Raw genomic sequence first — 7,742 nt, 5'->3', positions numbered from 1 at the left:
CCGCGCTCGAAGAGATCGCGCACCTTGCCGCCGGCTTGCGTGGTCTCGCCCTCGGGCAGGATGCCGGGCAGCAGCAGTTCGAGCACGCGGAAGACGTCGTCGCGCGAGCCGACCGGCAGCACGACCGTGTTCTGCTGCGCGGCCTGGCCGTCGGACGAGGTCTGCCGGCTCGCCCGGTTGACCCGGATCGTCCACCAGTCGGCCGGACGCCAGAAGATGCTCTGGCTCACCGCGACCGAGTGGATGCGGCCGGGCGGCACCGTCTCGTTGCGGGTGGAGAGCAGGCCGTAGCCGATCCGCACCCCGTCGGGCGTCGCCGCGATCGAATAGCGCAGGAACTTCAGCAGCCGGTTCACCTGGTACGACAGCAGGCCGAGCGCGATCGGTACGAACGTGAAGATCGTCCAGACCAGGTTGCGATCCCCCGTCGTCGTCAGCACGATGCCGGTGATCACGCCGGCCGCCATGACGATCAGCGCGAGGGTCGTGCCGCTGAGCACCGTCGAGCCGATGAGACGCCCCGGATGCATCCGCACCACCGACTCCGGCGCGGCGAGCGAGGGGTCGAGTTCGGGCGCGAGCAGTTCGCTCACCCGCCGGTCGAGGAGCGACCCCGCCGGCCCGGCCGAACCCGGCGCGGGCGAGGCGGCGGCACGCGACCCCGAGGCGAGGCGCAGGATGTCGGCGCGCAGCGCGTCGGCGGACGCGTTGCCGAGGTAGGCGAGCGGCACGTTGGCGTCCTGCCCGGCGACCTCGACGTCGAGCTTCGCGGTGCCGAAGATCCGCGGGAACAGCGGTCGCGAGACCGCCACCCCCTGGATGCGGTCGAGCCGGGCCTTGCGATGGGTGCGGAACAGCACCCCGCTCTTCACCTCGACGACCTCGTCGGTGATGCGGAACGTGTTCATCCGCCAGGAGACGTAGAACAGCGCGATGCACAGCAGCAGCACGCCGAGCACCGCGAGGGCGATGAGGAGGGCGTACCCGTTCTCGACGATGTAGCCGAACGGGTCGTCGCCCCCGCACTCGACCTCCCCGGGCGGGCAGACCAGCGACGGCAGGAACCACTCGACGAGTCGCTCGCGCAGGTTCGCGATGATGATGCCGACGATCGCGACGAAACCGAGGCCGCCGCGCAGCAGCGGGGTGGCGGGGTGCAGCCGGTGCCACTCCCCATCGGCCAGCCCGGTGCGGGTCGGGGTGGTGGGGACGACCGGCTCCTCCGGGAGGGTCACAGTCCCGCCCGGCGGCTCTCCGCGAGTTCCACGAGCCGGTCGCGCAGCGACTCGGCGTCGGCCTCGGGCAGACCCGGGATCGTGATGTGGCTCGCGGCGGCGGCCGTCACCAGCTTGAGCTCCGAGAGCCCAAAAGCGCGGGCGATCGGACCGCGATTGAGGTCGACGAGCTGCATGCGGCCGTACGGCACCGAGACGATGCGCAGGAACATGATGCCCTTGCGGAAGACGAGGTCGTCGTCGCGCAGCAGGTAGCCGAGTGCGCGCACGCGCCGAGGCGTGAACGCCGCGATCAGCAGGTGCAGCACGAGCGCGCCGATCGGCAGCACCACGAGCCACGGCACTCCGGAGAGCAGCCACGGCACCCCGCTGCCGACGACGAAGAGCACCGTCGAGACGAGGATGCCGAGCAGGTCGACGACGACGTACTTCGGCGACACCCGCTGCCATTCGCCGGCGACGGGGTCGAGGGCGGCGCGGTTCGGCGGCGATCCGGCCGTCGGCGGTTCGGCCGCGTCGGGGCCGTGCGGGGTGCTCACGCTCCCACGCTACCCGCCGGGTCCGGGTCGTCGTCGCGCGGCGGAACCGTGCACAACCACTCCCCCACCAGTCCGGCGACGAGCAGCGCGACCGCGCCGACCAGCACCGCCAGCGTGCGCAGCAGGCTGTCGGTGTTGATCCCGCCGCTGCGCACCAGCACCTCCGCGAGCAGACCCGCCGCCGCGCCGGTCAGCAGCGCCCCCGCGAGGCTCGACGCCTTCGCGAACAGCACGACCCGGGTCGCGTGGAACGGGTCGATGCGCGTCCGCACCGTGGCGCGGGTCGCTCGCCGGATCGGCACGGCGAGGGCGATCGTGATGCCGGCGATGAACAGCAGGCTCAGCGCGAGCGCGTACTCCGGTCGATAGCGCTGGAGGCCCCCCGACGCCAGGGCGACCTGCGCGAGGAATCCCGCACCTGCGCCGAAGGCCGCCAGGATGACAAGAGTCGACGCCTTCGTGCGGGTCATCGCTCGAGCTCCGCCAGCAGGTCGGCGATTCGGCCGCGCCCGGGAAGCTCGGCCTCCGGAGCGACCTCCACCCAGGGACGCAGCACGAAGGTGCGCTCGTGAGCGCGGGGATGCGGCAGCGTCAGGTCCTCGCTCGACGACTGCCGACCGGCGTAGTCGATGATGTCGAGATCGAGGGTGCGATCGCCCCAGCGTTCGCCGCGCACCCGCCCGTGCTCGCGTTCGAGGTCGTTCAGCAGTCCGAGCAGCTTGCGCGGCGGCAGGGACGTGCGCACCAGCACGACCGCGTTGAGGTAGGCGGGGGCATCCGGGTCCTCCCCGTCGGGGCGCACCGCGACCGTCTCGATCGGCGTGGAGATCGCGGTGACCTCGACGCCGTCGGCCTCCGCGAGCGCCCGCACGGCCGCCTCGAAGGTCGCCACCCGGTCGCCGAGGTTGCTGCCGATCGCGATGACGGCATCCGCCTCGATCGTGCGCAGCTGCACGTTCATGCGCGCCGACCGGCTTCTCGACGACGGGTGATGGTGACGCTCACGTCGTCGAACGGAACCGTGATCGGCGCACCCGGCTTGTGCACGGTGACGACGACCTCGTGCGCGGCGGGGAAGGAGAGGGCCACGGCGGCGATCCGCTCGGCGACCGTCTCGATGAGATCGACCGGGTCGCTCTCGACGGCCGCCACGACCTGCTCCGCGAGCTCGCCGTAGTGCACCGTCGCGGCGAGATCGTCCCCCGCGGCGGCCGGGGCGAGCGGCAGCCGCACCGTGACGTCGACGATGAACAACTGCCCATCGCGGCGCTCGTGCTCGAAGACCCCGTGGTGCGCGTTCGCGCGGAGCCCGGTGAGCTTGATCTCGTCGAGGATCACGCGCTCGCCTCCGCGATCGCGAGGGCGATCCGGGTCGACGGCACGTCGTGCACGCGCACCGCCCACGCCCCCTGCCGTGCGACGAGCGCCGAGATCACGGCGGTCGGCAGGTCCCGATCCTCCATCGGCGCGCCGTCGGGCAGCAGGGCGCCGATGAAGCGCTTCCGCGAGGCCCCGATGAGGACGCCGTGGCCGAGCGAGGCGATCTCGTCGAGGTGATTGAGCAGTGCCCAGTTGTGCTCGGGGGCCTTGCCGAACCCGATCCCCGGGTCGAGCACGATCTTCGCGGGATCGACCCCGGCGACGACGAGTTCGGCGACCCGCGCCTTCAGCTCGGCGCGCACCTCCGCGACGACGTCCCCGAACGTCGGTGTCACGTCGGCGCCTCCGCGCCAGTGCATGACCGCGAAGTGCGCCCCGGTCTCGGCGGCGACCCGGGCCATGCCCTCGTCGGCGAGACCGCCCGACACGTCGTTGATCAACTGTGCGCCCGCCCCGACCGCGGCGAGGGCGGTCGACGCGTTCATCGTGTCGATGCTCACCGAGACCCCCTCCTGCGCGAGGGCGGCGATGACCGGAATGACCCGCTCGCGCTCCTCGGCGGGATCGACACGATCGGCGCCGGGCCGGGTCGACTCGCCGCCGACGTCGACGATCGCAGCGCCGGCATCCCGCAGCTCCAGTCCGCGCGCGATCGCCGCGTCGGTCTGCGCGAACAGCCCGCCGTCGCTGAACGAGTCGGGGGTGACATTGAGGATGCCCATGATGATCGTCATGAGGCTCCGATCAGGGTGATCGCCGAGGCTTGGGCGGCGGATTCGGTCAGCGCGCCGCGGCTCGCCACCGTGACGGTGGTCGAGCGGGTCTGCCGGGCGTCCCGGGCGGCCACGCAGTCGTGCTGGGCGTCGAGCACGACGATGACGCCGCGCGGGGCGAGACCCTCATCCAGGGCTTCGGCGATCTGTTCGCCGAGCCGCTCCTGCAGTTGCGGACGCGCGGCGAGGATCTCGACGACCGTGCCGAGACGGCCGAGGCCGACGACCTTGCCGCCTGGAAGGTAGCCGACATGTGCGACGCCGCGGAACGGCAGCAGGTGGTGCTCGCACATCGACCGGAACTCGAGCCCGCGCAGCAGCACGAGGTCACCGCGCTCCCCGTCGCCCGCGGCATCCACGCCATCGCGAAGCACCGCGACCGGGTCGACGCCGAGCCCCGCGAAGTACTCCGCGTAGGCCTCGGCGACCCGCTTCGGGGTGCGCCGCAGCCCGGGACGGGTCGCGTCCTCGCCGATCGCTGCGAGCAGCTCGGCCACGGCGGCCTCGATGCGGCCCTGGTCGACGGTCATCGCCGCGTCAAGCGGTGGCGATGCCGGGCGACTTGCGCGGCCTCGGCGTGCGCGTCGGCGGCTTCGGTTCGGACTCGACCCCGCCGTCGACGGCGCCCTGGTCGATCGGGGCCTTCGTCGGCACCTTGATCGGGGGCTTCGTGCTCAGCGGGCGGCTCTTGCTCGACAGCCACTGCGGGCGCTCCGGCAGCTTCTTCACCTTCGCGAACAGCTCCGCGAGCTGCACGTGGTCGAGGGTCTCCTTCTCGAGCAGCTCGCTGGCGAGCTTGTCGAGGATGTCGCGGTTGTCGTTGATGACCTTCCACGCCTCGTCGTGCGCCTGCTCGATGATCTTGCGCACCTCGAGGTCGACCTTCTCGGAGATCTGCTCGGAGTAGTCGCGCTGGTGGCCCATGTCGCGACCGAGGAACATGTCGCCCTGCGAGGTCCCCAACTTCACGGCGCCGAGGTCGGCGCTCATCCCGTACTCGGTGACCATCTTGCGGGCGATGCTCGTCGCCTTCTCGATGTCGTTCGACGCGCCCGTGGTCGGATCGTGGAAGACGATCTCCTCCGCGACGCGACCGCCCATCGCATAGGTGAGCTGGTCGAGCAGCTCGTTGCGGGTGACCGAGTACTTGTCTTCCAGCGGAAGCACCATCGTGTAGCCGAGGGCGCGCCCGCGCGGGAGGATCGTGACCTTCGTGACCGGGTCGGTGTTGCGCATCGCGGCGGCGGCGAGGGCGTGACCGCCCTCGTGATACGCCGTGATGAGCTTCTCCTTGTCGTTCATCAGGCGGCTGCGGCGCTGCGGGCCGGCCATGACGCGGTCGACGGCCTCATCCAGGGCGCGGTTGTCGATGAGCTGCGCGTTGCTGCGCGCCGTCAGCAGGGCGGCCTCGTTGAGCACGTTCGCCAGGTCGGCACCGGTGAATCCCGGCGTCTTGCGGGCGAGCACGTCGAGGTCGACGCCCTTCGCCATCGGCTTGCCCTTGGCATGCACCGCGAGGATCTGGGCGCGGCCCTTCTGGTCGGGGGCGTCGACGCCGATCTGGCGGTCGAAGCGGCCCGGGCGCAGCAGGGCGGGGTCGAGGATGTCGGGGCGGTTCGTCGCCGCGATCAGGATGACGTTCGTCTTGACGTCGAAGCCGTCCATCTCGACCAGCAGCTGGTTGAGGGTCTGCTCGCGCTCGTCGTGACCGCCGCCCATGCCGGAGCCGCGGTGGCGGCCGACGGCGTCGATCTCGTCGACGAAGATGATCGCGGGCGAGTTCTGCTTCGCCTGCTCGAACAGGTCGCGCACACGGCTCGCGCCGACGCCGACGAACATCTCGACGAAGTCCGATCCGGAGATCGAGTAGAACGGCACCCCGGCCTCACCGGCGACGGCGCGGGCGAGGAGGGTCTTGCCGGTTCCGGGAGGGCCGTACAGCAGCACGCCCTTCGGAATGCGGGCACCGACGGCCTGGAAGCGCGACGGGTCCTTGAGGAAGTCCTTGATCTCGTGCAGCTCCTCGACGGCCTCCTGCGAGCCGGCGACATCCGCGAAGGTGACCTGCGGGGTCTCCTTGCTCACCAGCTTCGCCTTCGACTTGCCGAACTGCATGACGCGGTTGCCGCCGTTCTGCATGCTCGAGAACAGGAACCAGATGATGAGACCGATGAGCAGGAACGGCACGAGGATGCTGAGCAGGCTCACGAACCACGGGGACTGCGGCACCTCGTCGTCGAACTTCGCGTCGCTCGCGGTGATCGCCGCGATGACCTCGGTGCCGCGCGGCTGGATGTAGTAGAACTGCACCTGCGTGCCGTAGTCGACGTCGTCGGCCGAGAACGCGTCGCTGAGCGTCAGGTCGACGCGCTGCTCGCCGTCGACGACCTTCACCTCGTCGACCGTCGTGCCCTCGAGCAGTTCGAGACCCTGCTGCGTCGTCACCTCGCGGAATCCGCCGAGGTTGCCGATGAACTGGAATGCGACGATCAGCACGATGATCCCGACGAGGAACCAGATGATCGGGCCGCGGAAGATGCGCTTGACGACGTCCATGAGACAGCCAGGGTATCGCTCCGTTACTGGGCGCCGCCCCGGTGTTCGCCCCGAGCGCACTGCGCGTCTACCCCGACGGGTTGGTCCGCCATTTGCGAATCCTTCCGCGCGTTTTCTCGCGGCCCGATTCGCAAATGGCGGCCCAACCGGTTCTCACGAATACACGTGCGGGGCGAGGATGCCGATCGAGCGGAGGTTGCGGTAGCGCTCGGCGTAGTCGAGCCCGTAGCCCACGACGAAGGCGTTGGGGATCTCGAAGCCGACGTAGTGCGCCTCGATGTCGACCTTCGCCGCCTCGGGCTTGCGCAGCAGGGCGCAGATCTCCAGCGACGCCGGGTTGCGGCTCTCGAGGTTGGCCCGCAGCCAGGAGAGGGTGAGGCCCGAGTCGACGATGTCCTCGACGATGAGCACGTGGCGGCCGGCGATGTCGGTATCGAGGTCCTTCACGATGCGCACCACCCCGCTGGACTCGGTCGAGGTGCCGTACGACGAGGTCGCCATCCAGTCCATCTCGACGTCGCGCTTCAGCTCGCGGGCGAGGTCGGCCATCACCATGACGGCCCCTTTGAGAACGCCGACGATGAGCAGATCGCGGCCCGCGTAGTCCCGCTCGATCTCGCGGCACATCTCCGCGATCCGCGCGTGGATCTGCGCCTCGGAGTAGAGCACTTCGGTGAGGTCGCCCTCGATGTCAGCGGTGTCCATCGGAATCCTTCACTCGTGCCCGGAATTCGATTCTGCCATCGGCGCGCACGACCTCGACGCCGGGAACGTCGAGCGGACCCTGGCCGTGCCAGTCGGTGACCAGCCGGGCGATCTCGAGCGTGTGCGCGCGGCTGAGCGACACCCCGAACTCGCTCTGCACGACGAATCGGATGATGCGCTGCCGCAGCGCCGCCGGGTTGGCGGCGAGCGCCCCCACCGGCACCGCGATGCCGCCGTCGATGAACTCGGCGAGCTCCTCCGCGACCTCGTCGATCATCGTCGCGAAGGCCTCCTCGTCCTCCCGCAGCTGTTCGGCGGTGCGGGCGAGGGCTTCGGCGACGCCGGGCCCGAGCTCGGCTTCGAGCACGGGCAACACGGTGTTCCGCACCCGGACGCGCGTGTAGGCGGGGTCGTCGTTGTGCGGATCGTTCCAAGGAACCAGCCCGGCATCGACACAGGCCTGGATGGTGACCGCGCGACGGATGCCGAGCAACGGCCGCCGGTAGAGCCCCGCCTCGCGCGCCATTCCTTGCAGTGAGCTGCCCCCGGACCCG

General features: G+C 70.5%; 10 protein-coding genes. All 10 read right to left on the bottom strand.

Features of this window, described 5'->3' with window-relative positions:
* Positions 1-1,235 (bottom strand): PH domain-containing protein (locus ACILQS_RS14295; RefSeq protein WP_395640799.1); only part of this gene is annotated, 1,235 nt, incomplete at its 3' end.
* Positions 1,232-1,774, bottom strand: a complete 543-nt coding sequence (locus ACILQS_RS14290; RefSeq protein WP_395640798.1) for a PH domain-containing protein — start codon at positions 1,772-1,774, stop codon at positions 1,232-1,234. The genes ACILQS_RS14290 and ACILQS_RS14295, both read right to left, overlap by 4 nt.
* Entirely contained in the window at positions 1,771-2,244 is a 474-nt protein-coding gene (locus ACILQS_RS14285; protein ID WP_395640797.1) for a DUF3180 family protein, read from the bottom strand. Before ACILQS_RS14285 ends, ACILQS_RS14290 begins: the two co-directional genes overlap by 4 nt.
* On the bottom strand, positions 2,241-2,735 hold the full coding sequence (gene folK, locus ACILQS_RS14280; protein ID WP_395640796.1) for a 2-amino-4-hydroxy-6-hydroxymethyldihydropteridine diphosphokinase: 495 nt from the start codon (positions 2,733-2,735) through the stop codon (positions 2,241-2,243). Before folK ends, ACILQS_RS14285 begins: the two co-directional genes overlap by 4 nt.
* Entirely contained in the window at positions 2,732-3,112 is a 381-nt protein-coding gene (gene folB / locus ACILQS_RS14275; protein WP_395640795.1) for a dihydroneopterin aldolase, read from the bottom strand. The genes folK and folB overlap by 4 nt, the downstream gene beginning before the upstream one ends.
* Positions 3,109-3,888, bottom strand: a complete 780-nt coding sequence (gene folP / locus ACILQS_RS14270) for a dihydropteroate synthase (RefSeq protein WP_395640794.1) — start codon at positions 3,886-3,888, stop codon at positions 3,109-3,111. Before folP ends, folB begins: the two co-directional genes overlap by 4 nt.
* Positions 3,885-4,457, bottom strand: coding sequence for a GTP cyclohydrolase I (gene folE / locus ACILQS_RS14265; protein WP_395640793.1), 573 nt, complete (start codon positions 4,455-4,457; stop codon positions 3,885-3,887). The genes folP and folE overlap by 4 nt, the downstream gene beginning before the upstream one ends.
* 7 nt (positions 4,458-4,464) lie before the next feature.
* Positions 4,465-6,483 (bottom strand): ATP-dependent zinc metalloprotease FtsH, encoded by a 2,019-nt coding sequence (ftsH, locus tag ACILQS_RS14260; RefSeq protein WP_395640792.1) that lies wholly within the window; start codon positions 6,481-6,483, stop codon positions 4,465-4,467.
* Positions 6,484-6,636: 153 nt separating this feature from the next.
* Positions 6,637-7,188 (bottom strand): hypoxanthine phosphoribosyltransferase, encoded by a 552-nt coding sequence (gene hpt / locus ACILQS_RS14255; protein WP_395640791.1) that lies wholly within the window; start codon positions 7,186-7,188, stop codon positions 6,637-6,639.
* Positions 7,175-7,742 (bottom strand): TilS substrate-binding domain-containing protein (locus tag ACILQS_RS14250; protein WP_395640790.1); only part of this gene is annotated, 568 nt, incomplete at its 5' end. The genes ACILQS_RS14250 and hpt, both read right to left, overlap by 14 nt.

The organism is Pseudolysinimonas sp. (assembly GCF_044239695.1).
Classification (GTDB): Bacteria; Actinomycetota; Actinomycetes; order Actinomycetales; family Microbacteriaceae; genus Pseudolysinimonas_A.
The sequence above is the reverse complement of the archived record's forward strand: the minus strand, read 5'-3'. Positions and strand labels throughout refer to the sequence as shown.